The following is a 25,705-nucleotide window of genomic DNA, read 5'->3' as shown; positions in this document are numbered from 1 at the left end:
CTTGATCCTCAGTATATTGAGTCAAGCTTGCTCTGCTGTGAATGATCAATGACCCGTGCGTCAATGTGCTCTTTTGCCCTTGCATTGGGCTTGATAATTATTCATGCAGCACTTTATAGATCATCCGTGCCATGACTGAACCCAATCCCGGCACCAGTTGCAGATCTCTTTCTGAGGCTTTCAGTACCCCCTGAATCCCGCCAAAATGGGTCAACAGGTCACGACGGCGTTTTGGCCCAAGGCCCGGAATGACTTCTAGTACCGATGAACCGCGTTTTTTATCGCGTTTGGCGCGGTGCTTGGTAATCGCAAAGCGATGCGCTTCATCCCGCACCTGCTGAATCAAATGGAGTGCCTTATGATCTTCTGGCAACTGAATCTTGCGACCATCGGTAAAGTGCAGGGTTTCCAGACCGGGTTTACGCCCCTCGCCTTTGGACACACCGACCATAAAGGCCTCCAGCCCCAGTTCCTGCATCACTTCCATCGCCATATGCAGTTGCCCCTTGCCGCCATCAATCAGGAGTAAATCTGGCAGCATGGCTTTTTTATAACGACGGGTCAAAGCCTGACGCATGGCGGCATAGTCATCGCCCGCCTGAATGTCATGGATGGAAAACTGACGATAATCACGTTTACGTACCCCACCACTATCAAATACCACACAAGACGCGATAGTGTCTTCACCCATGGTATGCGAAATATCAAAACATTCGATCCGGTCCACCGGGCGGCCGACCACCTGTTCCAGCTGATGGAAACGGTCATTCAGCTCAAAATGATTGGCCAGCTTGCCCTGAATCGCATGCTGTACATTCATTTGTGCCAGTTCCAGCCATTCCGCGCGGGTTTCTCGTACCTTGGACTTGATCTGGATTTTCTTGTCAAAATGCTGCGACAAGGCAGCTTCCAGTTCCTTGTGATCGGCCACTTCGACATTGACAATCAGCTCGGCCGGAATTTCATCCGCCACCTGAAAATAGAAATTGGCAATAAAATCGGCAAGCATCTGCCCCAGATCATCACTGAGCATATCCGGGAAATAGCTTTTTCCGCCGAGCATTTTACCGTTGCGCACATGCATGATCTGCACACAGGTCACCCCGGCCTGATAAGCAATCGACAGGATATCGGCTTCGCCTTTGAGCTTATAAATCGCCTGCTGTGACTGCACATCTCTTAACAGTGCCATCCGATCGCGATAGAACACGGCTTTTTCAAATTCCAGAGCTTCGGCTGCCGCTTCCATTTTTGCGATCAGTTCCTGATTCAGCTCCTTGGTATCGCCCTGCAAAAAGCGAATCGAGTTATCCACATCTGCTTTGTAGTCTTCCGGAGAGATAAATCCGACACAGGGCGCAGAACAGCGCTTGATCTGGTATTGCAGACAAGGACGGGTTCGGTTGGCAAAAAAGCTGTTTTCACAGGAACGCACATTAAACAATTTTTGCAGCACCACCAAGGTATCCCGGGCGGTATAGGCACTCGGATAAGGCCCAAAAAACTTGCCGACCTGATGCTTGCCCTTGCCGCGCCCACTGGCCAGTCGTGGATAAGGTTTATCTGCGGAAACAAAGATATAGACATAAGATTTATCATCGCGCAGCATAATGTTATACGGCGGATGATGCAGCTTGATCAGGTTCTGTTCCAGCAACAAGGCTTCGGTTTCAGAGCGCACCACCAAGGTCTGAATATCATAAATCCGCGCCACCAAGGCCTGGGTTTTGGGATGATCCAGCGTTTTGACAAAATAGCTGGAGACCCGGTTTTTTAGATTTTTGGCTTTCCCCACATACAACAGTTCGCCGTCTTTGCCATACATCCGGTAGACCCCGGGCAGGCTGGTCATATTGGCCAGAATTTTCTCGATATGAGGACGTGCGTTTTCGTTCACCTAAAGCCTATTTTTTACATGCAATCTGCAGATATATGTGATGATTATTCGGTTATTTTCAAGCGAAAACACAAAATTCCCCTCAACTTGACACCCAATTTAAAACTATAGCTCAGCCATCTTTGCAATCTATAGCTTTCTCCGCATGATCTGATTGCTAAAAGCTCTAAATTTCAACCTTTAACTTTGCTATGCTCGAAGGGTCTAGTTTTGAGATGATTCGCATGACCATGCAGCAATCGGGCATCCATATTGTTCAACCATCCAGCTCCACCCATCACCCATCTGAGCGTGATCGCCGGATTGGCAAACCGCGTTTTCATTTCGAGCCGAATCACGTGATGCAATTGCTGCGTGAACGGATGATTGGACAGGATGCCGCACTGAATGAAATTGAAAAAATGCTGCATGTGGTCAAGGCCGATTTCTCCAGTCCGGAGCGTCCACTCTCGGTCACCTTGATGCTCGGCCCAACCGGCGTGGGTAAAACTGAAACCGTGCGTCTGATTGCCGAAGCGATTTATGGTCGTCCGGATGCTTTCTGCCGGATTGACATGAATACCCTGGCACAGGAACATTATGCCGCGGCACTCACCGGTGCGCCGCCAGGTTATGTCGGTTCTAAAGAAGGTCACAGCCTGTTTGATGAAACGGCGATTGCCGGCAGTCATACCCGTCCCGGCATCATGCTGTTTGATGAGCTGGAAAAAGCCAGTAACGAGGTGATTCGCGGTTTGATGAATGTGCTGGATACTGGCCGATTGACCCTGACAGCCGGAACCAAAACTATTGATTTTCGTAACTGCATGATTTTTATGACCAGCAATGTCGGCGCACAGGCGGCACAGCAATATCTGGATAAACTCAGCTACCTGCCACAGCAAATGCAGGCACTGTGCCTGAAACATGTACCCACCCAGCGCATTATTGAAAAAGTCATGCAGCGTAAATTCGATCCTGAATTTCTAAACCGGATTGACCGCAGCCTGCATTATCAGGCGGTACAGCATGATGCCCTGCCGCGTCTGGTCGAAATTGAACTGGAAAAACTCAATAAACGCCTGCAACATCAAAACCGACAGGTACATTTATCGGATGCAGCCAAAGCCTATTTCTATCAGGGCTATGATATTCGTTACGGCGCCCGGCATTTGGGCCGCAAGCTGCGTACCGAACTGGAACCGGTTCTGGCGCTGTATTTTTTAAGCCAGCCCGAGCAGTTCAGTCTGCATCTGGACTGTGTCGATGGACAATTTGTGGTTCTGCCTGAGCAAGCAAAAGCTTAAATCATGCAGACTCAATATCCGGTTTATTTGCTTGAATCGCTTGTCTAAAAGTGGTCGGATCTTTAGGTGAAACCAATACAAATTTCTGCACGCCGTCTTCCGTATAGTCAATCCGCAGACGCTTTAAGGACAAGGCCGGTGCAATAATGGAATGATCCGTCGGCTGAATGGACTGGATGGCGCTCAACGGAATCTGCCAGCTCAACCACAGGCTTTTAATGCTCAACACCCCATTTTCCAGCACATAGCGCGTACTCCACAGCGGCCACCACAGAATAATAATGGTCAGAATGTAGATGGCAGTGTGCAGTGGATATTGCTGCAGGGTGCCTTTGGCCTGCATGGTCAGCAGCAGTTGCAGTAACAGGCCACTCATACAGATCAGAAAAGCGACCAGCCACCAGTCTTTTTTGGAACGAAATACCTGCATCGAGATCCCCATATCTATGTGCCTAATCATCATAAACAATTCTGTGCCAGATGACAGAGGTCATATCCAACAGAAGCACTGTTATTTCAGGCCTAGCATCAACATAGGCATGCTGGGGCTGAAATCCTCAGAAAACCCTCGACTAAAACAATCAACTGCAGTTTTATTGCGGCTGATCCGAAAATATCTATACATGCCTGCACGCCCTGTACTGAGCGAGATTCAGCCCTGATTTCCCTTGTTCCACAGGCCGATAATTGACTGAATTGACCAAATAGCGGTAAAGCCTGCCCTTGAATATTGTCCACCCTGCTCCATATCAGTCAGGCTGATCAATGAAAAATAATGAATTGAAACAGAATCTTTGGTTCATCGGGCTATAAGAAACTGAAAGGAAAAATTATAACCGGTCGGATCAAGCCGGCAGAAATTGATGACCATTGCGTCACGGCTTGATACAACTTGTTATGTTCTTTTTGGATATAGTTATCGTAAGATTAGCGAAGTCAAAAAGTGCGCGGGACATGCGCACTTGCTTCACAACATCAACTTAGAAGTCCTCCAAAATAAAGGAGATCAGGGCATGATCCACGCTGGCAATGCCATTACCGTCCAAATGCTTGAGGACGGGATTGCAGAATTCCGCTTTGACTTACAAGGTGAGTCCGTTAACAAATTCAACCGTGCAACGATTGAAGATTTCAAGGCTGCGATTGACGCAGTTTCCGCAGCAGACATTCAGGGTTTAATCGTTACTTCAGGTAAATCTACATTTATTGTAGGTGCTGATATCACTGAATTCGGCGACAACTTTGCTCAGGGTGAACAAGCGATTGTTGACTGGGCAATGCCAGTACATGAAATTTTTAACAGCTTCGAAGACCTCGACATTCCTAAAGTGGCGGCCATTAACGGCATGGCACTGGGTGGCGGTTTCGAAATGTGCCTGGTATGTGACTACCGTGTCATGTCAGAACAAGCGCAAGTAGGCCTGCCTGAAATCAAGCTGGGTATCTTCCCGGGCTTCGGTGGTACAGTACGTTTAAGCCGTCTGATCGGTATCGACAATGCTGTAGAATGGATGGCCATGGCCAACCCGAAAAAGCCTGCTGCTGCACTAAAAGACGGTGCTGTAGATGCGGTGGTTGCTGCTGAAAAACTTAAAGATGCTGCACTTGATCTGGTCAAACAGGCGATTCATGGCCGTTTAGACTGGAGAACCAAGCGTCAGGAAAAACTGGATCCGGTTAAACTCAGCCCGATCGAACAGATGATGGCGTTTAATTCATCGAAAGGCATGGTTCTGGCCAAGGCCAATCCGGCTCAATATCCGGCGCCAAAATTACTGCTTGATTCATTACAGGCCGGTGCAAGCTTGCATCGTGATGACGCGTTAAAAGTTGAAGCTGAAGGCTTTGCCAAAGCTGCAGTTACGCCACAAGCAGGTGCATTGATCGGTTTGTTCCTGAACGACCAGATCGTGAAAAAAACCTCGAAGCGCTATGAAAAAGGTGCGCATCCGGTGAACCAGGCGGCGGTACTTGGCGCTGGGATCATGGGTGGTGGTATTGCTTATCAGGCGGCGAGCAAAGGCACACCAATCATCATGAAAGATATTGGTAATCCACAGCTTGCATTGGGTATGTCTGAAGCGAACAAATTGTTGACCAAACAGGTTGAACGCAAAAAAATGACACCAGCGAAAATGGGTGAAACGCTTGCACGTATCCGTCCGACTTTAAGCCTGGAAGAGTTTAAAGAAGTGGATATCGTGATTGAAGCGGTAACTGAAAACCCTAAAATCAAAGCTGCTGTACTTGCTGATACTGAAAAATCAGTACGTGAGAACACCATCATTGCTTCAAATACGTCTACGATTTCGATCACGCGTCTGGCTGAAAGCCTGCAACGTCCTGAGAACTTCGTGGGGATGCACTTCTTTAACCCGGTACATATGATGCCTTTGGTTGAAGTGATCCGTGGCGCGAAGACCTCTGACGAAGCCATTGCAACGACTGTGGTACTTGCTCAGAAAATGGGTAAAACACCAATCGTGGTGAATGACTGCCCGGGCTTCCTGGTCAACCGCGTATTGTTCCCTTACTTCGGTGCATTTGACCTATTGCTTAAAGATGGTGCTGATTTCCAGCAAATCGATAAAGTGATGGAAAAATTCGGCTGGCCGATGGGCCCTGCTTACCTGATGGACGTTGTCGGTATTGATACTGGCGTGCATGGTGCAGAAGTGATGGCTGAAGGCTTCCCGGATCGTATGAAACCGGACTTCAAAGGTTCGATTCAAACCATGTATGAGAACAAACGTCTGGGTCAAAAGAACGACGTGGGTTTCTACAAGTATGAACTTGACCGTAAAGGCAAAAAAGCCAAAGTGGTTGATCCAACTGCATATGAGCTTGTGGCCTCTGTTGCAACTGTGGAAAAACGTGAATTTGACGCTCAGGAAATCATTGACCGTATGATGCTGGCTTTCTGTAACGAAACGGTTCGTTGCCTGGAAGACAACATTGTCGCGACTGCTTCTGAAGCAGATATGGCAATGATCATGGGTGTCGGTTTCCCTCCATTCCGTGGTGGTCCATGCCGTTACATCGATCAAACCGGTGTAGCTGAGTATGTTGCGCTTTGCAATAAGTATGCGCACCTTGGTAAAGCTTATGAAGCGCCAGAAATGTTGCGTGAAATGGCTGCTAACAACAAAAAATTCTACGGTTAAGGAGCAACGTGAATGGCTACTTTAAATCCACGTGACGTTGTCATCGTCGATGGCGTACGTTCAGCAATGGGTAAAACCAAAAACGGTATGTTCCGCAATGTACGTGCGGACAGCCTGTCTGCTGAACTTGTCCGTGCCCTGATGGTACGTAACGAATTCGACCCGAATGAAGTTGAAGACGTGATCTGGGGCTGTGTCAACCAGACTCTGGAACAAGGGATGAACATTGCCCGTAATATCGCATTACTGGCAGACTTGCCGAAAACTGTGGCTGGTCAAACCGTGAACCGTTTGTGTGGTTCGTCTATGCAGGCGATTCATACTGCGGCTGCGCAAATTGCCACCAATCAGGGTGATATCTTCATCATTGGTGGTGTCGAGCACATGGGTCACGTTGGCATGATGCACGGTATCGACCTGAACCCGGAAGCGTCTAAGCATTATGCCAAAGCGTCCAACATGATGGGCTTGACTGCGGAAATGCTGGGTCGCATGAATGGCATTAGCCGTGAGGAACAGGATGCCTTTGGTGTGGAATCACATCGTCGTGCCTGGGCTGCGACTGAAAATGGTCTGTTCCAGAACGAGATTGTGGGCATTGAAGGTCACAACGCTGATGGTTATAAAGTTCTATGTGATATCGATGAAGTGATCCGTCCGGATGCCAACATCGAATCATTCCGTGCTTTACGTCCAGTGTTCGATCCGAAAGGCGGTACAGTGACTGCGGCAACCTCTTCAGCCTTGTCTGATGGTGCTTCTGCAATGTTGCTCATGTCTTATGAGCGTGCACAAGCCTTAGGTCTTAAGCCACGTGCCGTGATCCGCTCTATGGCAGTTGCAGGTTGTGATGCTGCGATCATGGGTTATGGCCCGGTTCCGGCAACGCAAAAAGCCTTGAAACGTGCTGGCCTTGCCATTTCTGATATTCAGACTTTTGAATTGAACGAAGCCTTTGCTGCACAAGGTCTGTCTGTTCTTAAAGGCTTAGGCATTTATGACAAACAGGACATCGTAAACCATAACGGTGGTGCGATTGCGTTGGGTCACCCACTCGGTTGTTCTGGTGCGCGTATTACCACGTCTTTGCTTAACGTGATGGAACAGCAAGATACGCAAATTGGTCTTGCGACCATGTGTATTGGTTTGGGTCAAGGTATTGCGACAATTATCGAACGTGTTTAATTCTTAAATACTCAGATAAAAATAAACCCCGCTTAGTGCGGGGTTTTTTTATACAAAAAAAAGAAATTGATGCCCTTTCTTTTTTTGATGATGAATCAGGCTCACCGTTTATTTTTTTGAATGATACAAAATCTGCCGAACGGGTAAGATTCGATTGTGCGCATGAATTAGGCCACACCGTTATGCACACACATAATAAATATGTCCGCAATGAAGTAGACAATCGCATTTTAGAAACTGAAGCAGATAAGTTTGCTTCAGAATTTTTAATGCCTACTGAAGGTTTTTTAAGTACAGTTCCTTCTTATTTAACGATTGAAAATATGATCGACTATAAGAAAGTATGGCGAACATGTTTAAAGGCTATAAATTATAAATCGCATAAATTGCAACGTATAACAGATTGGTTTTATCGAAGTAACTCTATGAAAATTAATACCTTAGGTTATCACATTAATGAGCCTAACGAAACTCACCGTGATGAAAGCGTAATGCTTCCTAAATTAATTTTAACATTAGCTTCAGATCCAAAATTTAGTAAGCAGAAAATGCTCGATGAAATTCGTATATCTGAAAAAGACTTTAATGAACTAACATTTGATTCTTTAATTAAATATGAAGAATCTAAATCTCGACCAAAGCTTTATGTCATTAGTTAAAGCTCTTCGGAGCTTTTTTATTTAAACTAGAATGTTATCCCTTTGTAAAATTGGTTTATTTTTCCACCATTAAAATCTTAATTATGAATCGCTTAAATTTTATCTGTGTATGATCAAGCCTCTTTTTTCCTACTTCCTTAAGGGGTTTATATGAACATGCTTAAAACAATGCTTGCGACTGCAATCGTAGCAACTTCTGCATCTGCAATGGCAACTGAAGCTCAAGTAGCACCTGCTGCTACAACCACTACAGTTCAAACTGTTGCTACAGAAGCGGTTGCGCCTGTGCAAGCAAAAGTTGAAGCTGCTCAAGCCACTGCTACAGATGCAAAACAAGTAACTGAAGCGAAAGTTGAAACAGTGAAAGCTGAAACAACTGCTCAAGTAGAAACTGCACAAGCAACCGCAGAACAAAAAGTTGAAGCTGCAAAAACAGAAGTAGCAGAAGCAAAAGAAGCAACTGTTGAAACTGCTGCTGAAGTAAAAGAAGCGACTACTGAGAAAGCCGAAGCTGCTCAAGCAGACGTAAAAGCTGAGAAAAAAGGCTGGTTCTCTTGGTTCAAAAAAGCTGCTTAAGATTTTTTGAGCATAAAAAAGATGTCATTACGACATCTTTTTTTGTTTTGAACACTCTCATTTTAATTCAAGAGTTTAACAGCAGCTTAAAGCACTTATTCGACCTTTTGCGCCAGCATGGTCGCAAAATGCTGTTTAATCCGTTGGCCCTGCGCATCCACCCGATGCAGCTCACCAATATCTTCATTGTATTTCACAATCTTCCAGTCCTCATAATAAGCCCGTAACTCGCCCGGCTTAAAGCTAAATGGAAAATCGGGCTGTACCGGAATCTCTGGCGTATCCATCGCACAGACAATCAGGTTATAACCACCCGGCACGGTGGCCTGCTGCATCTGCGCAATCAAGGGTGCAATGGTTTTCGCCTCGAGGAACATCATCACCACGGTGCAGCAAATGAAGTCATACTGGCCTGTAATGCTGGTATCTGTGTTGAGATCACGGCGCTGGATCTGCACGTGATCAATGTGCTCCGTCTGCACAATCTGTCTTAAGGTCTGCAAACTGTTTTCATTGACATCCCAGGCATCGACATTAAAACCATTCTGACTTAAATACAGCGCATTACGTCCTGTACCGCAACCGACATCCAGCGCACGGCCACCCTTTAAATAGGGCATGGCAGCCAGTACTTCAGAATGGGTAGGATTCAACTGATATTTTTTGATGAAGTAATCTTCAGGCCGGCAATAAAAACGCAGCTGGCATTCGATATCCTCGCTGGCAGAAACAATCTTGTGCCAAGCCTCAGGTTCAATAAATGGCGGTTGCTGCGCTGGTGTAAACACATGTTCAGATTGCACCGCACCGGATGCTTCCAGCATGGCAAAATGCAACTCACCTTTAAGTAACGTCAGTTTGGCCCAAGTCCCTGCTTTGGTATTGTGCTGATTCTTGAAGCCCTGAGGAATACTCTTTTCTGTCCAGACCGGAAGTTGCTTATAACAAATCAGTTCTTGCATCAATATCGCCCTCCATCTCATGCATGCGCCGCCTGTCATGCTTATAGCGACGGTTTTATTCATTTCAGCATAGCTGGTTCAGGCCGGAATTGGAATCAGCGCTTATTTACGCTGTGCCAATACAGCAGCAAGATGCAGACCAAATCTGGAAAATAAAAAAGCTGCCTCGATCGACAGCTTGAGTTTAGCCAGAGAATGAATAGGGTGACTGGATTAATGCAGTAGTTCTGATTGTAGCCAGCGCATATAATTTTCCTGATCCATAAAATCCGGCGCGCCTCCCAGATCCAGACTGAAATACTGCTGATTAAACTGGATGACAATCTGTTCGGTATAGTGCCAGTCTTCTATCAGCTTGAAATATTGATTCAAGAAAAATCGGCTCCTGCCCTCATTATTCAGACTTTGTAATTTTGGACATGTTTTATTTGCGACAAACTCACCGTACATCTGCTGAATATCAGCAAAAACCTGAATTGTTTGCATGACTCACCTGCCTGAATGTTATGTCGTGATCTGTGCGACCCCTCCAACTTAGCAAGCGAGTTTGAACAGCAGATGACAGTCCTATGGCAATCCGGTTATCTCTGCCAAGTTATAACTTGTTTTCCACCGCTTTCTGGTTGGCACTCGCAATGTGTTCCATCTGCTTATTCAGATTTAATATTTCTTTATACAGTGCATTAAATTCTTGCACTGCTTGATCTTCATAGAACATGAAGGTTTTATTTTTCTTTTGCCATTTATGCTTTTTCAATACGGCAAACAAGGCATCGGCCTTGGCCAAAGTCTGTTTTTCAATTTCAAAAATGACATGCGCATTACTATTTTGTTGACTATCTTTCAGGGTCTGGCTCAGTTGCTGGCGATAACGGTTTTTAATATCCAGTTGCTGTGCCTTATTGATCAGTTCGGCATCTCGCTGCTGAATTTTCTGCTCATAGCTGTTGACGATATGATGAACCTGCTTGAGCATGGCTTCAGTTTCTTTATAGTCTTGTGCCTGATCCTTGGCCAGGCGGTCGATATCCAGAAAATTCTGCCAGTTGGCCGCTTTTAAATCACGCAGGTACTGATTCCGCTCCTCGGCACTGTCACGCAATTGACCCAGCATGAATTCAGCCATGATGGCATAGTCTCCATCCAACCGGTCATCTTCAAGCTCAAGCTCAATCGGCTTAGACCAGTCCTGCGCTTGCTGCGCAATGCTCTCGGTCTTTTCTTCAAGCACAGTTTCATATTCGAGCAAATCAGCCTGATGTTTTTTCTGGGCAGAGTTTTGATAAAACAGTCCGATAAAAATTGCCAGTGTCACAGCGGCTAAAATCATAAAAACACGCGGCATGCACATGCTCCCCTGCTGCAAGTTATGTATAGATTTCCTTTTTATCAATATGCTTATTTTTTAAGCATAAATCAATTCTTCTATACAAAACCTCTGCAAAGGCACGGACTGTTCCAAAAGGAAATCAGATCGAAATCCTGTTTTAAACTCACGCTGTATCGTTTGACTTTATCTAGCAAGCGTTTGCCGAACACCATTCATTCAGCAGCGCCCGGTCAATATTATTCAGGTTGAACTGTTCTCGGGCAGTCTGAACTGAAGTTGCATTACGGTTAATGCCAAATGGCACCAGCATCAGATAAATACCATCACGTGGGTCAGCAGAGCGCAAACCATCCGCAATCGCCTGCACATACTGTTGCAGCCCCGGTGGCAGGCTATCCAGTCGTGCCGGATTGCTGCTAGGTAGAATGTCGAGATCACCCGCGAAATCAGTATTGACCGTGTAGTCCTGCAATTCGCGTTCAATCTTCATCATCCGCATCTTTAACGCCTTTTTCTGGCTGGATTGTTGTTGCAGGGGAAGCATGAACTCTGTTTCTTCACGCAATTCACGATCTGCCATCACGGTCAGTGTCGGTAAAGTGACTGAATCTGGTGCGGCATGTGCATCGACCATGCGCAGTGCAGTAAACAGGCTCAGTAACATCAGGAAAGTTGTGCTAAGGGGACGCATAAGGAAAACCTCCGCATCATCATTTCAGGGGGAGAGACCCTATTGTTCCTTAAACTTGTGTAAACATGATCAGTATTACTGTGAGTATTGATACACGGTCATTTCAGCATGATTACTGGCGTATCTTTCGATGCTGGTTTTAAGCGGGCGATTAGAAATTCATGCTCCTTTTACCGTAAATTTTAGCAATAAAAAATCCCCGACTGGCGGGGATGGATAGGTAGCATTGGACAGTATTTCAGGGCTGTTTCGGTAATTGTATGACAGCAGGTACATTAAGGTGATTTTCAAGCAGGTCGATATTCACCTTGTCCAGATTGATCTGGATCTTCATATTGCGATCTGGCTGTAGGCTGTTACTTCGATCAATGCCAAAATTTTCCAGAATGGTATATAACCCTTGGGTTGGATCACTGGATTGCAGTCCCTTGGCAATGGTCAGCACATACTGCTGTAGTGCCGGTGACAGTGAATCTAGATCAGGGGCTTCTATGGGCTGGATCTCGAGGTTTGCCACCACATCAGGATTGACCATGAAATTCTCTGCATCCCGGGTACCACGAATCACCTGATGCTGTAAGGCGCGCAGATTCTTTTCTTCCTGTACAAAAGGCACATAGCCGGTTTCATTACTCATTTCAGGTTCGGCCATCACGGTCAGGGTCGGTAGCGTCACGACCGCTTGCTTGTCCTCGGCTTGTGCTCCGATGCTGTAAACACCGAGCATGAGTCCGAATATAGACATTTTCATGATATTCATTGGTTTGCCTTTCCCCTATTATTGATGGCCCAAATACTGCAACTGACGATGATCCAGTCTATTTTCAATATTCTTATCTACTAGATTACATTGATTAATTGGATAACTCATGCTTGCTCAGATGAATGGCAACTCATGTGAATTATCCTGAAAGTCAGCAAAGCATGGACTCATCGTCTGAAAGCCGAATAGTGAGGCAAAACCACTGTTTTCAGCTGAAAGACAAAATGACAGGCGAAAAAAAACCTCAAACAATGTTTGAGGTTTTTTCGAATATGGTGGCGAGACCCAGGATCGAACTGGGGACACACGGATTTTCAATCCGTTGCTCTACCTACTGAGCTATCACGCCGATGCGGTGTATTAAGCCGTATCTGGCTGCATTAGTCAATCAAAATTATAAAAAAAATAATTGAATGACTGAATTTTGGTCTAAAAAAAATCCCTGATGGGATCAGGGATTGAAAACTTTAAAATGTTTTAAAATATGGTGGCGAGACCCAGGATCGAACTGGGGACACACGGATTTTCAATCCGTTGCTCTACCTACTGAGCTATCACGCCGATGTCGCGTATTAAACAGTTTCAGCTTTAAATCGTCAAGAGCGCAGAGAATAATTTTCATCAAATGTTTACTTTTCCATCAAATCGCATCAATTTGAGTCATAAATTAAACAGTTTTTACCAAAGACTTCACTAATAAAACAAATCTGCGGTCTTAGTTACAAAAAAAGCAGCCCGAAGGCTGCGACTGCTTGATCTATTTTTAGATTTTTTCCAGATTGGCCAGACAACGATGGATGGCACCACACCCCGGCACAAAATTCTTCACCCCTTTTTCTTCTTCCATGCGGCAGACTTCACTGACCAGCCTTTCTGCAACGCCACGCCCGCGGTTGGCCGGATGCACCACGATATTTTCCAGAATCCGGCTTTCTCCCTGTCCGGTGCACCAGATTGCCCCGATAATCTTGGTATTAAATTCTGCACTATAAACTGAGGTATACTGTGTAAGGTTTTGCTCTAGTTGTTCCATGGCATCTGCCCCATCACTAAATTCAGGGCTAGTGTCATACAGTCGCTCAAGCTGGCTGCGCACTTCATCATTTTCTAAAGAAGTATAAGCATGTACGGTAATAGGCATTGATAAACCCTCCTGAGCAATCTAATATGCGGTGACGTCGTCACGGCGAAAATATTTTCTACATCAATCATTTTGACGTATTTGAGGAACGTGTCTATGACAGATCGTATCAGTGAAGTGGTAAGAAATACCAACGAAACCAAAATTCGAGTTCGTTTGAATCTCGACGGTACTGGTCAAGGCACCTTAAACACGGGTATTCCATTTTTAGACCATATGATTGATCAAATCAAGCGTCATGGTTTGTTTGATATTGATATTCATTGTGAAGGTGATCTGGAAATTGATGACCATCATACCGTAGAAGACTGTGGTATTACCTTGGGTCAGGCTTTTGCACAAGCGCTGGGCGATAAAAAAGGCCTGAAACGCTACGGTCACTTTTATGCACCACTCGATGAATCTTTAAGCCGTGTTGTGGTGGATCTGTCTGGTCGTCCAGGCCTGTTTATGGATATTCCATTTACCCGTGCCATGATCGGCCGTTTTGATGTGGATTTATTCTCTGAATTCTTCCAGGGCTTTGTGAACCATTCATTGATGACCGTGCATATCGATAACCTGAAAGGCAAAAACAGCCATCACCAGATCGAAAGCGTATTTAAAGCTTTTGCGCGTGCGCTGCGTATGGCCTGTGAAGTGGATCCGCGTGCTGCGAACACGGTCGCTTCAACCAAAGGAACGCTGTAATGACCCGTATTGCCCTTCTTGATTATGGCATGGGAAATTTGCACTCTGCAGCAAAAGCACTCGAACATGTCGGTGCCACGGTTGATGTGACCAATGATCCCAAACTGATTGCGCAAGCAGACAAAATTGTCTTTCCGGGTGTAGGCGCCATGCGTGACTGTATGCAAGGTATGCATGAAGCAGGTATCGATGAAGTGGTACGCAATGCCGTGTTTAACAAACCGGTACTGGCAATCTGTGTCGGTATGCAGGCCTTGATGCAGCATTCTGAAGAGAATGGTGGCACAAATGCGCTGGGTATTTTCAAAGGTGCGGTCAAGCATTTCCCGGAAATGGCCGGTCTAAAAGTGCCACATATGGGCTGGAATCAGGTACATCAGGCCAATCCAGACCATCCGATGTGGAACAATATTGAACAGGATGCGCGGTTCTACTTTGTACATAGCTACTATGTCGAGCCACAAGATTCAGAGCTGGTGGCTGCCAGCTGTACCTATGGCATCGAGTTCTGTACCGCGATTCATCAAGAAAACCTGTTCGCGACCCAGTTCCATCCGGAAAAGAGCCATACCGCAGGTTTGCAATTACTGAAAAACTTTGTGGACTGGAAAATCTGATTTTCCTTTCACTTAAAAAGCTCGCAGATTGCGGGCTTTTTTATTCGTTCAGATTAATCTACCACCAGAATCATGACTATTTTTTAGTCACTAGAATTATTATTCTGCTTAGTCAAGCCCTTATATTTAAACAATAATTAAAGCATATGGGAATAAAATAATGTATCAATACTCTCACACTCGTGAATCAGCCTTAAACCCAAATGGATGTTTTGACCGCCTGTCTTATCTGGCTGGAACATGCTGATGACCTTGTCGCTCCTGATCCTCATTCCGCTGGTCAATCTAGGCTTTATTTTTGCTTAAACGTAGAAAAGTAATTAAGCTGAGTGCCCAAGCCCAGTGAACTATTGATAATTATGGAAGCGCTCCAGCCGACAATACTGCCGAGCAAAGAACAGATTCAGGCCTTTCCTGTATTTCAAAATCTTCCCATGCAGCAGATTCAACTTATTCATAGTCTAGAACAATGTCTGGCTGTTGAACAGGAGCTGAAAAGCTGTGCACTATTTGGCTTTGATTCTGAATCCAAACCGACCTTTAAAGTCGATGAAATCTCTACCGGGCCACATCTAATTCAGCTGGCCACTCTAGACAAAGCCTATTTATTTCAAATGAACCCGGCCATCTGGGCTTTTCTTGCACCAATTTTTGCCAATCGTGATCAGATCAAGGTTGGTTTTGGCCTGAAAAATGATGCGCATCTGTTTCGTAAACGAGGCATAGAACTGAATAGCGTGATTGAGCTGTCGAAATGCTTCGGTCATTTTGGTCTAAAAAATCCGGTCGGACTGAAAAATGCCATCGCCCTGTTATTTGGACTAAATTTCCCTAAATCGAAACGGATTAGCACTTCCAATTGGGCCAGTAAAAACTTAAGTGCAGCCCAGATTGACTATGCAGCTGCAGATGCCTATGCGCCAGTGTTGGTATTTGAAGAATTGCTGCGCCGAAATCTACTCCCTAAAGAAATTCCGAATACATCACTGAAATTACGTCTACGCCCTTCGTCAAGGCTTTAATGTCTTCAGCACACCGCAACAATGTAACTTTGTGTAAATCAGATTCTGCCCCAAAAGTTGGCAATATTAAGACTGCTTAAATGCCCATCCCAAGTGAATTTAGCAACTTTCAGCGTCTCTTTAACTTGAAACTTAACTTCAGATAGAATCATGCCCAATCTTGAGGCATAAAATCTCAAAAAGCACCATAAAATTCAAATTAATTTACTGATTTTATTTACATTTTAAAACAATAACCATTTTCAAACTTAGCAATTTGAATATATTCAACTTTTTATAATTTCTTTATTTTTCATGATCTATTTGCAGTTTCTCCGTTCTGTTTTTTATTAAAAAATTTGCTAAAACATGAGCCATCTTATTCATCATCCGATCAGGATGTGCATGTTCTAGAGGGTTAATACACATGTTCAGTTTATTGAATGAAAAAATCAGTGGCGTGCTGAGTCTGGCACTGCAAGGGATTACGACAGCACTGGGTGTGCTGACTAAAACGGTGATCACCGTGGTAGATGAAGTGGTATCAACCGTATCGGATCTGACTGCGCCTCTTAGCGCTCAGCTCGGTGCACTGCCCGTTGTCGGAGATCTGCTATCGACCGTCCTGAATGTCAGCACTGGTCTGGTCAGTGGCGTCAGCGCAGGTGTACATGCCATCTCGGACCAGTGGATTGCAGGAGACTTAGCAGGCGGTGTTAATACTGCCTTGAATGGTACGACTGATCTGCTGGGTCAGGGTCTAGGGGGTGTATCTGACATTCTGGACAGTATGCTTGCCGCTACGGCTCCATTGACTGCTCCATTGGCTAACTTACCGATCCTGGGTGATGTGGTGACCGCGATTGGGCAGACTGGCAGCAATCTAAGTGGTCTGGTCGATGAAACCGGACAATATGTGGCAGCAATCAATCCACTTGAGCTGATTAACAATACCCTAGAAAATCCGGTCGCCAGTGTCGGCGGCGTAATTCAGGATGTATCGGGCACACTGGATGCCCTGCTCAATGACCTGGTTCCGGTCACGGACGTCGCGACCAGCCTGCCAGTTGCAGGTACGGTGGTCGGTTTAGTGGGTGAAACTGTCAGTACAGTCAATCAGGGACTTTATAAGTTGGGAGCGCAGCTGGGCCAAGTCAATTCACTAGACCATCTGTCTCAAACTTATAGCTATGTCTAATCAGTCTGACAGTGAAAATAAAGCAGATCGTATGCGCAGTCGCTGAATCATTAAAAGGATAAAAATAAATTACCTGACTGCGACCTGTCTTCGGACAGGTTTTCTTTATTGATACTGTTTAAGAGTTAGAAATTTCGACTTTATTTGCTAAGATGAACTCACTCAAATTCATTCTAAAGATTAAGCAAGGAGCGAAAGCATGCTGATCATCCCTGCAATTGACCTGAAAGATGGCAAATGTGTCCGTTTAAAACAAGGTCGTATGGAAGACGATACCGTATTTTCTGACGATCCGGTCGCAACAGCACAGCATTGGGTAAATGAAGGCGCTCGCCGCTTGCATTTAGTGGATTTAAACGGTGCTTTCGCAGGTACGCCTATCCATAAGCCAGTGGTTGAAGCCATTGCCAGAGCGCAGCCAGATTTACCGATCCAGATTGGCGGCGGTATCCGTTCGATGGAAACCATCGAGCATTATCTGCAAGCAGGCGTATCTTTTGTGATTATTGGTACCAAAGCAGTTCAGGATCCTGAATTTGTGGAAGAAGCATGCAAAAAATTCGCGGGTCATATCATTGTCGGCATTGATGCCATGAATGGCATGGTGGCAACCGATGGCTGGGCCAATGTGACGGATGTCAAAGCGACAGATCTGGCCAAGCGTTTTGCCGATGCGGGCGTATCCAGCATTGTCTATACTGATATTGCCCGTGATGGCATGATGCAGGGTGTGAATATTGAGCAAACCGTAAATCTGGCACAATATTCAGGTTTACCTGTGATTGCTTCAGGCGGCGTAACCAATATGGATGACGTCCGTAACCTGAAAGATCAGCCGGGCATTCTAGGTGCTATTACTGGTCGTGCCATTTACGAAGGTACATTAAGCCTGCGTGAAGCGCAGTTATTGTTAGATGAACAACAAACGCTATAATTAAGCCTGCTGCACAAGAGGTCTTCGGACCTCTTTTTTTATTTGTTATTTTCCGATCTCCTGACATGCCGACCCTCATTTCCAGCTTTCGCTCTCCCGCTCTGGCAGCCAAACTTCCGCAGCTTGCTTTAATTCTGATTACCCTGATCTGGGGCGGCAGTTTTATTACTGTACAATACGGGCTGAATTTTAGCAGTCCGATTATGTTTGTTGGGCTGCGTTTTGCTGCAGCCGCCATTGCCGTGACCCTGATCTCATTAAAATCTTTAAAAGGCATGACCCTCAAGGAAATTATTGCCGGCGCGGTGATTGGGATCATGATCGCCATCGGTTACGGCACCCAAACCGTGGGATTGCAAACGATTAGCAGCAGCGAGTCTGCTTTTTTAACCGCCTTGTATGTTCCACTGGTACCAATCCTGCTCTGGCTGCTGTTTGGTCAAAAACCACAGGTGATGACCTGGATCGGGGCATTGTTTGCCTTTATCGGGTTAGTGTTTTTGACTGGTAATGGCTTTGCAGCAATTCAGCTCAGTTTTGGACAAACTTTGACTTTACTTGGCTCCATTGCCATTGCCCTGGAGATTATTTTGATCAGTTATTTTGCTGAGCAGGTGAATGTACGCCGGGTCACAGTGCTGCAACTGATTTTTGCGTCCTTGTTCTGCTTTATGATTGCACCTGTTTTAGGTGAATCTCAGCTACCTGAATTTCACTGGCATCTGGCAGGCATTTTAGTCGGTTTAGGCATTGCCAGTGCGATGATTCAACTGGTCATGAACTGGGCACAACGTAGGGTAGATGCATCACAGGCAGCGATTATCTATGCCGGTGAACCGGTATGGGCAGCACTTTTTGACCGACTTGCAGGAGAACGCCTACCTGCACTGGCACTGTTGGGCGGATTAATGGTGGTACTGGGCGTAATTGCCAGTGAATGGAAACCGAAGTTTTTAAAGCGGAAAATAAAAGAATAAATCACTTAATTTCCTATTTTTAATCCCCCTAAATTCCCCTTTTAAGAAAGGAGAATTTTTTATATTTGTATTTAATTTTAGAAAGACACCATCTTGCCCGGATTCACCAGTACTCCCAGTCCATAGGCAGTTTTGGCAATTGGAATCACCACAGGGGCAAGTGTGCGACCAAACAACATATCCTGATGCTGAATAGTGGTCAGCATATTGAAATCATCTGCCTTGCCACAGAAATCATCTGCAATCGCTTTACCGATACGCACCGTTTGCGCCACACCATGCCCACTCCAGCCTTGCACGGCATAAATCGGGAATTTATTGCCAAATTTACGGCTGTCGGCTGCACCATTCATGGTCAGATCCGTGGTTCCACTCCAGACAAAATCCAGCTCAACCTGTTTTAATTGTGGGAATACATGCTGAATTCGACCTAACAAATACTGATGGGTTTTTTCAGGACTCCAACACGAACCTGTCCCTTCACCACCAAATAAAATTCGGTTTTGAGACACACCCCGGTAATAATCAATCTGGAACTGGGTGTCGTAGACAGGCGCATCGGTTGGCAATAGCTCTTTTAAATTTACTTCTAAAGGGGCTGTGGTACATACATAAGTATAAAATGGAATTGTGGTTCGATTGTTCTTTTGCAGCAGTTTAAACGAAGCATGATGTACGCCCATGACCACACTCTTACGCGCTTTTATTACGCCACTTATGGTCGTGACATAAATCCCATCTTCACGCTCTTCTACTGACACCACTTCAGTTTGCTCAAACACCTGTCCACCGTTTTGGCAGAAGCCATAAACCAGTCCACGGTTCAGTGCGAGTGGATGGATATGTCCCCCCAGCGAGTCAATTAGACCACCACAATAATTCTCTGAAGCAATATGCTGTTTCAGCTCATGCTCACCGACAATTTTGGTGTGGTCTTCACCTAAAAATTTACGTGCATCTGCCCCTTGAGTTAAACCAACCAAGTGCCCTTCATGCACTGCTGCGGTAATATGTCCACGTTTACGCTGTAGCTCAAGTTGGTATTTTTCTGCAATGTCATCGATTAAAGACATCGCTTCAGTAGAGCTAAAGTGCCAGAGTTTTTTTGCATCTGCATAGCTGAAATGCTCAATCATTTCTGACGCTTCCCAACGCGCTAGCCCCGGTGTGAGCTGTCCACCATTACGTCCTGAAGCAGCGCCACCAATGCGATTTTTTTCTACCAAAATGGTATCTATGCCATGTTCAGACAGATGGAGTGCTGTCGATGCTCCAAGTAGCCCACCACCAATCACCACCACATCACATTCAAGATCGGCATTTAAACCTGGAAACGCATGCCCAGTTTCGAGTGAGCTTTCATAGTAATTGGCAGGATGTTCAAAATTGCCATGTTTGGGATTAATCCAGTTCCACTCTTTGCCACTCTGTGTATTAATACTGGCTTTAAACTCGACATCTTCAATAAATTTTGGTTTATTCATTTCATCTTCTCACTATTACTTCAATACAATTGATTCGATCTTAGTAAGCACTACTAATCACAATATTCTGTTTACGCAGACGCTTATACATATAGAGCAGCACGCCTACTGCGAGCCAAATACAGCCACAGATCAAAGCTGACATTTCCAGGTTGATCCATAAACCCAACATCACGCCCACCGAAAGCAGGGGCAAAACCAAGTTAAGGAAGACATTTTTTAAGCCTTGACGCTGTTTGTCCTGAACAAAAAATTTTACAAATACCGAGAAATTCACTGCAGTAAAGGCAATCAGGGCACCGAAACTCACCATACTCACCACTGTCGCAAGATCAAGGCTGATGGCGAGGAGTGAAGTTAAGCCAATGAACAGCACGGCATAAAGTGGTGTACCCAACTTGTTATGCACTTGACCGAATGTGCGTTTATGGAAAATTCCGTCACGTCCCATGATATGGATTAAACGCGAGGCACTGGCATGAGTCGCCAAACCTGAAGCAAAGGTATTCATGATTTGCGCGCAGAGGAACACCGCCTGAAACAGTGCCCCACCGACATACATCACAATTTCAGGCAATGCTTCATCGGGGTTGTTAAAGCGGACATTGCTGGGGAAATACAACTGGATAAACCACGATGCCGAGAAGAAAATCACCCCGCCTGTCAACGTGGTCAGCATTACAGCACGTGGAATATTTTTTTTCGGGTCTCTAGTTTCGTGTGACATCGTCGTCACGGCATCAAAGCCCAGAAACGAGAAACATAAAATTGATGCCCCGGCAATTAACGGCAATATACTGCTATCGCCGTTCAATAATGGCGTCATGGTCAGGACGTGATGATAACCTTGCTCCGTACCAATACCCTTGATCACCAGATAGATAAACAGCAGCATTAAAATCAAGGGAGCCACCACAAAAATCAGGCTTAAGTTCGCCAAGATATTAATGCGGAAACAGTTAATCAGGGTCACCAAACCGGTAAAGATACAGACCCACACCCAATATGGCACGCCTGGAATCAGGGCTTCCAAATAGATCCCGGCCAGTAAAGCATTCACGAGCGGCAGCAATATATAATCCATTAAGGCACACCAGCCAACAAAGAAACCGGCTTTCGGCCCGCAAGATTCCGCCGTATAAGTATAAGCCGAGCCCGGTTTTTCTGTCTGGCGACTAAATCGCGCATAGCTGAATGCCGTTAACAGCATGGCACCTAAGGCAAGGATATACGCGAGTGGAACACGTCCCTCAGTGATGCCGGAAACAATCCCAAAGGTATCAAAAACAACCATCGGGGTCATATATGCCACACCAATGATCACGACCTGCCACAAAGACATTTTTTTGAAAGCAACTTGTGCTTTTTCCATTGATGTCACCTGAACATTATTTATTTTCGTTATTTGTTCAATTGCAATGACTATGCCATATAATAAAAATATAAATAAATTGAGTGAGGATAGAAAATGCCAAAGTACAATTTAGAAACTCGAATTGCAGCCATTCAGATGTATAAAAAGACCGATTACAAGGTGGCTGTCTGTAAAGAATTTGGCATCTCTCGGGTGACTCTGGATGCATGGATCCGCCTTGAAGAAGAAACTGGCGACTTGGTCCATAAACCTGTAAAAAATCGCGGCGCACCGGGCCATATTAAAGATTGGAATGAATTTCAAGTGTTTGTAAGATCTTTAAAATTTCAAAATATTAGTGATTTGGTTCCAATATTTGAACAGCGCTTTGGTTATGCAGTTTCTTATGCGGTTCTGGTGCGTGCTATTCATGTTTTACGCATGCGTCGCCGTCGTGGTCGCTTTTATTCTTAAATTAAAAATGAGCCCGACAATAAAATAATTCGACCTGTTAAATTTAAAAAAATAAATGTACATTAATGTAAGTTTTCTTTATTAAAAACGTAAACTATATTTATTAAAAAAGTAAATTTATGAAACAAAAAAGTAAAGTCTAAATATTAAAAATGTAAATTTATAAAATTAAAAATATTTAGCAATGTTCGTCATTATGTTCAATGATGATAAGAATTGCTCACTAAAATAGAGCAAGCTTGAATAAAAGTGGTGCGAGTTGGTAATTTTTTTCAGCCTATGCGGACAGCCGGAATCCGTTCTATTACATGAGGCATAAAAAAAGCAGCACTTTGGCTGCTTTTTCTACAATAAAATTTAGGATTTATACATCGGTCGATTGTCATTCAAGCGCATGATGCCACGAATCGCCCGATACACAATCCAGATCCAGGCCAGAAAGACCACCAACAAACAGAAAGCGGATGCACCAAATGCCACGCCTGCAAACAGGTTCGGATCTTCGCCAGTAAAGAACAGAAACAAAAATGGAATAAAGGCAATGATATTCCAGACCAGATACCACCAGAAACTGCGGATCTGCCAGGTGAAGTGGCTTTCAAAAATTGAACCACGCACATCGCGACGTTTGACATAGTTAATGATCAACGCCACGACAGCCAAAAGGCCAGCACTAAAAATGGCCACAATATATAGAATGTACAGTGCAAAAGTCAGTGTGCGATTTGGGTCTTTATCAATAGAATAGTTCACGTCCCCTCCTGATCTTTCCCCTAAATATTTAAACTGTTAAATGGGGAAATTAGCCATATAATCAAAATGATGTTAAAGGCTATAGTACAAAAATATATCTGTCGGAACGGTTGTTTTTGTGTTTTATGTCGCAGTTTTTGCTGGGCTAACCAGGCTGCTGGCCAACCACCTAAAAAAGCCACCAGATGCAGGGTATTTTCCGGAATACGTTGCTTACCCGATTGCGCCGCTTCCTTGTCCTGCGCATACAACCAGTAACTCAATGCATTCATCAAACTGATCAGCAACAAGACCAGTCCGCTGAGCAGACCGCCCAAAGTCAATGCGGTCAGCAACAGAATATAAACCACACAGGCAATCTGCATCGGTTGTAATTTCTGTGACTGCTGTTGCTTGGAGGGTTTGAGCTTGGCCTGAGACGTTTTGGTTTGCGATGCTTTCAGATACATGACCTGCTGTGCTTTGTATCGTCCGCGCTCATCTAAAATGACCGTGTAATCTAAGGCACAGCCGACAATCGGACGCGGACCTTGCTTGGCAAAGTCCTTGATATGCAGAAATACGCGATCTTTGGCCGAATCATTGGGCTGAATAAAGCCATAACCCTTGTCATCAAACCACTCTACTAAACGCCCCTGATCGCGCATATCCCCTGTCCTTTTGTCTTTATAAATTTTAAATATTTAAGCTGTAACGAATTTTAATCGCTCAATCAACATATTACGCATCTCGACTGGATTTTTTTGCAAAATATCTTCGCCAGTACGACCCAAGGCCGCGTTACGCTGTGCCACCTGTAACCGCATCATCCAGAAGCGACCTGCGGCCATGGCCAAGTACAACTCTAAACATGATTTTTCATCTGCTGTTAAGGGGCGGACGCTTTCATAGGCATTTAAAAAGACAATGGCTTTTTCTTCGTTTAAAGTGACATCCGGATAGTTGGTGCAAAAGTCATTTAAAGTAATCGCGATATCAAATAAAAATTCATCTTTGTTTAGTTCATAAAAATCCAGAATACCGTTGAGTTGATCACCCTCAAATAAGGTATTGTCCCGGAACAGATCGGAATGAATAAAGCCACGTGGACGATCTGGATAGACTGCTGTTAAAGCGTCATACAGGCCTAAAAGCTTGCCGAGCAATACTTTATCGGCCGGACTTAAACTTGGTTTGATTTCTTGGGACACGGTCAGCCAATACGCATGATCACGCACGAAATTACGTTCTAATTTGAAGTCCTGCAATGCCACATGCATTTTTGCCTGCGCCACTGCAATTGCTTCAACTTGTGCCACGGTCGATGGCATGGGATGCTTACCCAACAGGCGCGGTGCAATCTGTGCCGGTTTATCTTTAATACTATGAATAGCCTTGCCTGAATGCGATAAAGGCACCGGAACGGCCAAGCCTGCTTTGCCCAAATGTTGTAATACAGGCACAAGTTCCCCTGCCGCCTGTTCATCCATATCCTCAAACACGGTCAGCACATAGTGTGCGTCTTCGCAGACCAAAAAATAGTTGGTATTTTGAATACCGCCTTGAATCGGAATCAGATCAACCGCCTTTAAACCGTAGGGCGCTGCAAAATCCTGAACTTCCTTTAAAGTCAAAGTGGTATAAACCGACATAGAAAACCTGCGAAAAAACTTACATAATTTTGCTAGAATACCGTTTCCATCTGCCAAGGTGTAGCGCTTGCGTGGGTGAGTTTCATAATCGGCTGTAATAATTGGAAAAATTTATGCTAGCTAAACGTATTATTCCTTGCCTCGACGTTGATAATGGTCGTGTGGTCAAGGGTGTTCAATTCCTTGATATTCGTGATGCAGGTGACCCAGTTGAGGTCGCACGTCGTTATAACGAACAAGGTGCCGATGAAATTACTTTCCTTGATATTACCGCTACACATCATGGACGCGACACCACTTACCGTACTGTAGAACGTATGGCTGAATCGGTTTTCGTCCCCCTGACGGTCGGTGGCGGTGTGCGTAAAGTCGAAGATATCCGTTTGCTACTCAATGCTGGTGCAGATAAAGTCAGCATCAACTCGGCAGCAGTATTTAATCCGGAATTTGTCCAGGAAGCATCACAACGTTTTGGCGCACAATGTATCGTGGTCGCCATTGATGCCAAAAAAACCGGCGAAGATAAATGGGAAATTTTCACCCACGGCGGCCGCAAACCGACCGGCATTGATGCCTTGGAATGGGCAGAACAAATGGCCAATTACGGCGCAGGTGAACTCCTGATTACCTCAATGGATGCCGACGGCACCAAAGCCGGTTATGACATCGCCCTGATGCGTGCTATCAATGACCGCGTCACTGTACCGACTATTGCCTCTGGCGGTGTAGGAAATTTACAACATCTGGCAGACGGGATTATTCATGGCGGTGCTGATGCGGTACTGGCAGCGTCAATTTTCCATTTTGGTCAACATACCATTCCTGAAGCCAAAGCCTATATGGCAGCGCAAGGCATTGAAATGCGCCTTTAATTCAAAAACGAATTCCTATTTAAAAAAAGAGCATCACAACGATGCTCTTTTTTATTTCTACAGGAT

25 protein-coding genes, 2 tRNA genes and 1 pseudogene are annotated in these 25,705 nt (G+C 45.0%); 13 read left to right on the top strand and 15 right to left on the bottom strand.

Annotated features, from left to right (window positions below; all coding sequences use genetic code 11):
• Positions 1-97 precede the first annotated feature (97 nt).
• On the bottom strand, positions 98-1,897 hold the full coding sequence (uvrC, locus tag FTV29_RS00940; RefSeq protein WP_180074963.1) for an excinuclease ABC subunit UvrC: 1,800 nt from the start codon (positions 1,895-1,897) through the stop codon (positions 98-100).
• Positions 1,898-2,121: 224 nt separating this feature from the next.
• On the opposite strand from uvrC, the gene FTV29_RS00935 reads away from it, so the two are divergent.
• Positions 2,122-3,183, top strand: coding sequence for an AAA family ATPase (locus tag FTV29_RS00935; protein WP_005095222.1), 1,062 nt, complete (start codon positions 2,122-2,124; stop codon positions 3,181-3,183).
• A 1-nt stretch (position 3,184) separates the two neighbouring features.
• On the opposite strand, the gene FTV29_RS00930 is transcribed toward FTV29_RS00935, so the two are convergent.
• Positions 3,185-3,613, bottom strand: a complete 429-nt coding sequence (locus tag FTV29_RS00930; RefSeq protein ID WP_035337533.1) for a PH domain-containing protein — start codon at positions 3,611-3,613, stop codon at positions 3,185-3,187.
• Positions 3,614-4,196: 583 nt separating this feature from the next.
• Here FTV29_RS00930 and fadB point away from each other — a divergent pair.
• From fadB to FTV29_RS00910, 4 genes and pseudogenes are all read left to right on the top strand, one after another.
• The gene (fadB, locus tag FTV29_RS00925; protein WP_180071872.1) at positions 4,197-6,347 is read left to right on the top strand and encodes a fatty acid oxidation complex subunit alpha FadB; all 2,151 of its coding nucleotides are present in this window, start codon (positions 4,197-4,199) and stop codon (positions 6,345-6,347) included.
• Positions 6,348-6,359: 12 nt separating this feature from the next.
• The gene (gene fadA / locus FTV29_RS00920) at positions 6,360-7,532 is read left to right on the top strand and encodes an acetyl-CoA C-acyltransferase FadA (RefSeq protein ID WP_005095215.1); all 1,173 of its coding nucleotides are present in this window, start codon (positions 6,360-6,362) and stop codon (positions 7,530-7,532) included.
• A gap of 59 nt (positions 7,533-7,591) precedes the next feature.
• Positions 7,592-8,191 (top strand): annotated as a pseudogene (locus FTV29_RS00915) (ImmA/IrrE family metallo-endopeptidase); the annotation flags it as partial.
• A gap of 150 nt (positions 8,192-8,341) precedes the next feature.
• Positions 8,342-8,767: a hypothetical protein gene (locus FTV29_RS00910; RefSeq protein WP_180071870.1), complete on the top strand. Its 426-nt coding sequence runs from the start codon at positions 8,342-8,344 to the stop codon at positions 8,765-8,767.
• Between the two features lie 95 nt (positions 8,768-8,862).
• On the opposite strand, the gene tehB is transcribed toward FTV29_RS00910, so the two are convergent.
• The 8 genes from tehB to FTV29_RS00870 all read right to left on the bottom strand — a co-directional run bounded on the left by tehB (position 8,863) and on the right by FTV29_RS00870 (position 13,654).
• Positions 8,863-9,729 carry an SAM-dependent methyltransferase TehB gene (gene tehB, locus FTV29_RS00905; protein ID WP_180071869.1) on the bottom strand — a complete coding sequence of 289 codons (867 nt, stop codon included), beginning with the start codon at positions 9,727-9,729 and terminating at the stop codon, positions 8,863-8,865.
• 213 nt (positions 9,730-9,942) lie between these two features.
• Positions 9,943-10,215, bottom strand: coding sequence for a hypothetical protein (locus tag FTV29_RS00900; RefSeq protein ID WP_180071868.1), 273 nt, complete (start codon positions 10,213-10,215; stop codon positions 9,943-9,945).
• Between the two features lie 109 nt (positions 10,216-10,324).
• Positions 10,325-11,074 carry a hypothetical protein gene (locus FTV29_RS00895; RefSeq protein WP_180071867.1) on the bottom strand — a complete coding sequence of 250 codons (750 nt, stop codon included), beginning with the start codon at positions 11,072-11,074 and terminating at the stop codon, positions 10,325-10,327.
• 172 nt (positions 11,075-11,246) lie between these two features.
• Positions 11,247-11,750 (bottom strand): hypothetical protein, encoded by a 504-nt coding sequence (locus FTV29_RS00890; RefSeq protein ID WP_100354900.1) that lies wholly within the window; start codon positions 11,748-11,750, stop codon positions 11,247-11,249.
• Positions 11,751-11,988: 238 nt separating this feature from the next.
• Entirely contained in the window at positions 11,989-12,501 is a 513-nt protein-coding gene (locus FTV29_RS00885; RefSeq protein WP_257224394.1) for a hypothetical protein, read from the bottom strand.
• Between the two features lie 285 nt (positions 12,502-12,786).
• Positions 12,787-12,862 (bottom strand) — tRNA-Phe (locus FTV29_RS00880).
• 136 nt (positions 12,863-12,998) lie between these two features.
• Positions 12,999-13,074, bottom strand: a tRNA-Phe gene (locus tag FTV29_RS00875).
• A gap of 202 nt (positions 13,075-13,276) precedes the next feature.
• On the bottom strand, positions 13,277-13,654 hold the full coding sequence (locus FTV29_RS00870) for a GNAT family N-acetyltransferase (RefSeq protein ID WP_005095200.1): 378 nt from the start codon (positions 13,652-13,654) through the stop codon (positions 13,277-13,279).
• A 96-nt stretch (positions 13,655-13,750) separates the two neighbouring features.
• Between FTV29_RS00870 and hisB the strand changes: the two genes are divergently transcribed.
• From hisB to FTV29_RS00840, 6 genes are all read left to right on the top strand, one after another.
• Positions 13,751-14,344: an imidazoleglycerol-phosphate dehydratase HisB gene (gene hisB / locus FTV29_RS00865; protein WP_005095198.1), complete on the top strand. Its 594-nt coding sequence runs from the start codon at positions 13,751-13,753 to the stop codon at positions 14,342-14,344.
• Positions 14,344-14,961 carry an imidazole glycerol phosphate synthase subunit HisH gene (hisH, locus tag FTV29_RS00860; protein ID WP_074383909.1) on the top strand — a complete coding sequence of 206 codons (618 nt, stop codon included), beginning with the start codon at positions 14,344-14,346 and terminating at the stop codon, positions 14,959-14,961. The genes hisB and hisH overlap by 1 nt, the downstream gene beginning before the upstream one ends.
• Positions 14,962-15,320: 359 nt before the next feature.
• Positions 15,321-15,983, top strand: a complete 663-nt coding sequence (locus FTV29_RS00855) for a 3'-5' exonuclease (protein ID WP_180074962.1) — start codon at positions 15,321-15,323, stop codon at positions 15,981-15,983.
• Positions 15,984-16,389: 406 nt separating this feature from the next.
• The gene (locus tag FTV29_RS00850; protein WP_180074961.1) at positions 16,390-17,160 is read left to right on the top strand and encodes a hypothetical protein; all 771 of its coding nucleotides are present in this window, start codon (positions 16,390-16,392) and stop codon (positions 17,158-17,160) included.
• 199 nt (positions 17,161-17,359) lie between these two features.
• On the top strand, positions 17,360-18,094 hold the full coding sequence (gene hisA / locus FTV29_RS00845) for a 1-(5-phosphoribosyl)-5-[(5-phosphoribosylamino)methylideneamino]imidazole-4-carboxamide isomerase (RefSeq protein ID WP_180074960.1): 735 nt from the start codon (positions 17,360-17,362) through the stop codon (positions 18,092-18,094).
• A gap of 65 nt (positions 18,095-18,159) precedes the next feature.
• A complete protein-coding gene (locus tag FTV29_RS00840) occupies positions 18,160-19,071 on the top strand; it encodes a DMT family transporter (protein ID WP_180074959.1) in 912 nt (303 codons plus the stop codon).
• A gap of 77 nt (positions 19,072-19,148) precedes the next feature.
• Here FTV29_RS00840 and FTV29_RS00835 read toward each other — a convergent pair whose 3' ends face one another.
• Together FTV29_RS00835 and FTV29_RS00830 are read right to left on the bottom strand one after the other, a co-directional pair.
• Complete coding sequence (locus FTV29_RS00835) at positions 19,149-20,555, bottom strand: FAD-binding oxidoreductase (RefSeq protein ID WP_180050197.1); 1,407 nt, start codon at positions 20,553-20,555, stop codon at positions 19,149-19,151.
• Positions 20,556-20,595: 40 nt separating this feature from the next.
• A complete protein-coding gene (locus tag FTV29_RS00830; RefSeq protein ID WP_180050200.1) occupies positions 20,596-21,927 on the bottom strand; it encodes an APC family permease in 1,332 nt (443 codons plus the stop codon).
• A gap of 96 nt (positions 21,928-22,023) precedes the next feature.
• Here FTV29_RS00830 and FTV29_RS00825 point away from each other — a divergent pair, with 96 nt between their 5' ends.
• Positions 22,024-22,383 carry a helix-turn-helix domain-containing protein gene (locus tag FTV29_RS00825; protein ID WP_180074958.1) on the top strand — a complete coding sequence of 120 codons (360 nt, stop codon included), beginning with the start codon at positions 22,024-22,026 and terminating at the stop codon, positions 22,381-22,383.
• Positions 22,384-22,740: 357 nt separating this feature from the next.
• On the opposite strand, the gene FTV29_RS00820 is transcribed toward FTV29_RS00825, so the two are convergent.
• Genes FTV29_RS00820 through FTV29_RS00810 form a run of 3 tightly spaced genes read right to left on the bottom strand, consistent with a single transcriptional unit; the run spans position 22,741 to position 24,767 of the window.
• Positions 22,741-23,136, bottom strand: coding sequence for a hypothetical protein (locus tag FTV29_RS00820; protein WP_005095179.1), 396 nt, complete (start codon positions 23,134-23,136; stop codon positions 22,741-22,743).
• A 20-nt stretch (positions 23,137-23,156) separates the two neighbouring features.
• Positions 23,157-23,783 carry a DUF1294 domain-containing protein gene (locus FTV29_RS00815; RefSeq protein ID WP_180074957.1) on the bottom strand — a complete coding sequence of 209 codons (627 nt, stop codon included), beginning with the start codon at positions 23,781-23,783 and terminating at the stop codon, positions 23,157-23,159.
• A gap of 36 nt (positions 23,784-23,819) precedes the next feature.
• Positions 23,820-24,767, bottom strand: a complete 948-nt coding sequence (locus FTV29_RS00810; RefSeq protein ID WP_100356954.1) for a homoserine kinase — start codon at positions 24,765-24,767, stop codon at positions 23,820-23,822.
• A 113-nt stretch (positions 24,768-24,880) separates the two neighbouring features.
• Between FTV29_RS00810 and hisF the strand changes: the two genes are divergently transcribed.
• Positions 24,881-25,639 (top strand): imidazole glycerol phosphate synthase subunit HisF, encoded by a 759-nt coding sequence (gene hisF / locus FTV29_RS00805; RefSeq protein ID WP_005095173.1) that lies wholly within the window; start codon positions 24,881-24,883, stop codon positions 25,637-25,639.
• Positions 25,640-25,705: the final 66 nt, after the last annotated feature.

The organism is Acinetobacter sp. YH12254 (assembly GCF_013417415.1).
In the GTDB taxonomy this organism is placed as follows: Bacteria; Pseudomonadota; Gammaproteobacteria; order Pseudomonadales; family Moraxellaceae; genus Acinetobacter; species Acinetobacter pseudolwoffii.
This window is presented reverse-complemented; position numbering and strand designations above follow the sequence as displayed.

Bases quoted from the DNA above. Each gene is read 5' to 3' on its own strand.
- tehB (WP_180071869.1), bottom strand. From the start codon at position 9,729: ATGCAAGAACTGATTTGTTATAAGCAACTTCCGGTCTGGACAGAAAAG.
- hisH (WP_074383909.1), top strand. From the start codon at position 14,344: ATGACCCGTATTGCCCTTCTTGATTATGGCATGGGAAATTTGCACTCT.
- FTV29_RS00870 (WP_005095200.1), bottom strand. From the start codon at position 13,654: ATGCCTATTACCGTACATGCTTATACTTCTTTAGAAAATGATGAAGTG.
- FTV29_RS00885 (WP_257224394.1), bottom strand. From the start codon at position 12,501: ATGAAAATGTCTATATTCGGACTCATGCTCGGTGTTTACAGCATCGGA.
- FTV29_RS00900 (WP_180071868.1), bottom strand. From the start codon at position 10,215: ATGCAAACAATTCAGGTTTTTGCTGATATTCAGCAGATGTACGGTGAG.
- FTV29_RS00935 (WP_005095222.1), top strand. From the start codon at position 2,122: ATGACCATGCAGCAATCGGGCATCCATATTGTTCAACCATCCAGCTCC.
- FTV29_RS00810 (WP_100356954.1), bottom strand. From the start codon at position 24,767: ATGTCGGTTTATACCACTTTGACTTTAAAGGAAGTTCAGGATTTTGCA.
- FTV29_RS00890 (WP_100354900.1), bottom strand. From the start codon at position 11,750: ATGCGTCCCCTTAGCACAACTTTCCTGATGTTACTGAGCCTGTTTACT.
- FTV29_RS00930 (WP_035337533.1), bottom strand. From the start codon at position 3,613: ATGCAGGTATTTCGTTCCAAAAAAGACTGGTGGCTGGTCGCTTTTCTG.
- fadB (WP_180071872.1), top strand. From the start codon at position 4,197: ATGATCCACGCTGGCAATGCCATTACCGTCCAAATGCTTGAGGACGGG.
- FTV29_RS00840 (WP_180074959.1), top strand. From the start codon at position 18,160: ATGCCGACCCTCATTTCCAGCTTTCGCTCTCCCGCTCTGGCAGCCAAA.
- FTV29_RS00835 (WP_180050197.1), bottom strand. From the start codon at position 20,555: ATGAATAAACCAAAATTTATTGAAGATGTCGAGTTTAAAGCCAGTATT.
- FTV29_RS00850 (WP_180074961.1), top strand. From the start codon at position 16,390: ATGTTCAGTTTATTGAATGAAAAAATCAGTGGCGTGCTGAGTCTGGCA.
- FTV29_RS00815 (WP_180074957.1), bottom strand. From the start codon at position 23,783: ATGCGCGATCAGGGGCGTTTAGTAGAGTGGTTTGATGACAAGGGTTAT.
- fadA (WP_005095215.1), top strand. From the start codon at position 6,360: ATGGCTACTTTAAATCCACGTGACGTTGTCATCGTCGATGGCGTACGT.
- FTV29_RS00830 (WP_180050200.1), bottom strand. From the start codon at position 21,927: ATGGAAAAAGCACAAGTTGCTTTCAAAAAAATGTCTTTGTGGCAGGTC.
- hisA (WP_180074960.1), top strand. From the start codon at position 17,360: ATGCTGATCATCCCTGCAATTGACCTGAAAGATGGCAAATGTGTCCGT.
- FTV29_RS00895 (WP_180071867.1), bottom strand. From the start codon at position 11,074: ATGCCGCGTGTTTTTATGATTTTAGCCGCTGTGACACTGGCAATTTTT.
- hisB (WP_005095198.1), top strand. From the start codon at position 13,751: ATGACAGATCGTATCAGTGAAGTGGTAAGAAATACCAACGAAACCAAA.
- FTV29_RS00825 (WP_180074958.1), top strand. From the start codon at position 22,024: ATGCCAAAGTACAATTTAGAAACTCGAATTGCAGCCATTCAGATGTAT.
- FTV29_RS00855 (WP_180074962.1), top strand. From the start codon at position 15,321: ATGGAAGCGCTCCAGCCGACAATACTGCCGAGCAAAGAACAGATTCAG.
- hisF (WP_005095173.1), top strand. From the start codon at position 24,881: ATGCTAGCTAAACGTATTATTCCTTGCCTCGACGTTGATAATGGTCGT.
- FTV29_RS00910 (WP_180071870.1), top strand. From the start codon at position 8,342: ATGAACATGCTTAAAACAATGCTTGCGACTGCAATCGTAGCAACTTCT.